The organism is Streptococcus pseudopneumoniae (assembly GCF_038148935.1).
GTDB classification, from domain to species: domain Bacteria; phylum Bacillota; class Bacilli; order Lactobacillales; family Streptococcaceae; genus Streptococcus; species Streptococcus pseudopneumoniae_U.
The window spans coordinates 1-2,801 of sequence record NZ_JBBJZX010000143.1; the positions used below are offsets into that span (position 1 = coordinate 1).

The following is a 2,801-nucleotide window of genomic DNA, read 5'->3' on the forward strand; positions in this document are numbered from 1 at the left end:
ATTGGTCGGGCTAATGCCCGGATGTCTGAGAATCATATTTCCTCTCCTTTCATTATAGCACATTTTTAAATCTAATTTACTAGATTTGATGCTTCTATCTATTTATTCGGAAAAGAAATTAAAAGTCTCCTAATTTTTAATCAATTCTTTCTAATGGATATAGAGAATAAAGGAAGCTTTCCAATTTCTAGTACCATTTTAGAAGTTGTAATGTACTATTCCAATCTCAAATTACTATAAAGTTGATTGAAACAAGAACAAGACAAACAATCCTCGTAAACGAATTGCAACCACAAAAAAAGCAAGCATTCACAAGAATACTTACCTATCATGGGAGGAACAACCGTTCCTCTTTTTTTTTACTACTAAAATTCAAAGAATTCCAATGCTTTTTTCAAAAGCAAATCCGTATATTCTGGATCTTCTTGGGCTACTTCTATTTCCCACTGAACTTTTTCCAAATCATCTGTAATCACTCCATCTACTCCTAAGTGAAGAGATTTGCTGATAGCTTCTGAATCATTGACAGTCCAGACATAAAGTTTCTGGTCCGTTGTCCATAGTTTGCTTACAAAATATTCATCCAAGGTCGAGTACTCCATAGTATATCCTGTCGCCCTTGTTTTAGGAAAGACAGAATTGTAGGGCATGATGAAATAAACTGGCAGTTCGGCATCATACTGTCTTACTTTTTCAACAACATGGTAGTCTAAAGACTGGATTTGATGCCCATAAATCTTGAGCTTTGCAGCATAACGGGCTAAAAAGCGGTCCATCATGTCTGGACTATCTTTTTTACTGGTTTTGATTTCAATTAGTAATTTTTGACCAAGTTCGTTGGCTCGACTGAGATAGTCTTCAAAGCTTGAAATTTTAGTCTGGTAGCCATTTTCAAAAATATCAATCCCTTTAAGCTCCTCCAAGTTTAAGTCTTGAGGACTTTTATTGATACCTGCTAGATTTTTCAAGTTAGCATCATGCATCATGACAAACTGCCCATCTTTTGTCTCCTGCACGTCCGTCTCCACCAAGTCTGGTTTGAGTTGTGCTGTAGTTTCTAAGGATTCTACTGTATTTTGAATCCCATTTGCATTGGAAACCCCTCGGTGAGAAATAAGCTGAGGTAGATGAACCATGGGAGTCTCCAGATAAATATAACCTTCTAAGGCAAAGAAAAGACTGGCACAAGTCATGACTCCCCATCGCATGATGTGATCTTTTTCTCTCCTAGGAAGCATATCCAGCTCCTTTCCTGTCAAAAATGAAACAAATTTAACCAAAAAGTAAGTCAGAGCCATATAATAAAGATTTTTAATCACGACAAAATTCAAAATACCAAGAATCAGAGACTCTCTCTGAGTGATGTCATCTACCAAAGTTTGAGCCAATAACAAAGGAATCAAAGGAAGATAAAATAATAAATTTGCCTTGAGCAAGATATAAAATAAATTCCAAGCATAAAAAGCAACTCTTTTCTTGGTTTTCTCCAAGCTAAACATCACTGCTTCTCGAACAGTCAGCTGATCATATACAATCTTCGGAAGGGCAAACATCAATCTGACAGAGACATAGAGAAAAATAAGAGATAGAAGTAGGATGCTCAGCCACCACATCCAATATTTATCTTCTAAATAATCTTGAATAAACTCTGGAATAACGATTTTATTGAGATAATAAATCTTCAGCATTTTCCGTATAAAAGGAAAAAGCATAGCTATATAGAAAAAGATAAACAAGGCTTTAGCGCAAGTTAGCTTTTTCATAAATCCAAAACTTTCATGGAAAACCTTGCGGATATACTCAATTAGCCTTCGCTTTTCATGATAGAGAAGATGACGAGCACCGATAAAGAGGAGTCCTATTTGAAAATAAGCAACCAGAAGGTTAATGATAATCAAGGCTAAAAAAGCTAGACTAATCAATGGAGAATGAGTAAGGATGGCTAAGACATTGTTATAGGAAATAAAAAGATAACCTGTCTGATCTAATAAGAAACTAGCCAACCATGAATTGAATGGGACCCACAAATACTCCACTATCATAAAAATCAAGAAAAAGAGAAAGAGGATTTTATCAAGATTGAGGTAAATCTGTTTAAAACCCAATTTTTTAGGTTTTTCAGGTTTCATAGGCACTCCTAGTCAAATAATTGAGACAAGTCCAAGCCTCCAAAAGGATTGTTTGATAGGCTACTTTCTCTATCTAACAATTCTCTAGCTTGATCTGACTCTAGGAAGGACTCGTAAACACGCGCCGTCATCCGAGCATCCTCTAAACTATTATGAGACTGACCTTGAAATCCAAGAAATGAGGCAACAGTTTGCAATTTGAGATTGGCAATACCGTGTAAATCCGAACTGCGACGTTCAAAAGCTTCATCATACAGATCCACTTTGTACTGTTGACTATAGTCTAAACCATGTTCTACTAGAATAGGCAAATCACTTTTAGCAGCATTGTAGCCAACCATCGGTAAAGAACCCACAAACTCTTGAAATTCTTTTATAACTTCCTCCACTGGAGGAGCATCTTTTAAGGTCTCGGCTGTAATCCCAGTCAAACCATTGATAAAACTCTTTAGAGGCACACTGGTATGAACATAGGAATCATAGGCATCGATTTCCCGACCATCTCTAAAACGCACTGCCGATACTTGAATCAAGTGTGTTTGTCCTTCGTGCTGATTAAATTCTAAGTCAAAAGCAATGTAATCTTCTAATCGTTCCATTCTATACTTCTCCCATACGGTTATTTTATACTCTTCGAAAATCTCTTCAAACCGCGTCAGCTTCGCCTTGCTA

General features: G+C 36.4%; 2 protein-coding genes. Both read right to left on the reverse strand.

What is annotated here, in order from left to right; genetic code table 11:
• Positions 1 to 365: 365 nt before the first annotated feature.
• Positions 366 to 2,129, reverse strand: coding sequence for a glycerophosphodiester phosphodiesterase (locus tag WKI42_RS10050; protein ID WP_368081851.1), 1,764 nt, complete (start codon positions 2,127 to 2,129; stop codon positions 366 to 368).
• A gap of 8 nt (positions 2,130 to 2,137) precedes the next feature.
• The gene (locus tag WKI42_RS10055; RefSeq protein WP_368081852.1) at positions 2,138 to 2,728 is read right to left on the reverse strand and encodes a 3'-5' exonuclease; all 591 of its coding nucleotides are present in this window, start codon (positions 2,726 to 2,728) and stop codon (positions 2,138 to 2,140) included.
• Positions 2,729 to 2,801 lie beyond the last annotated feature (73 nt).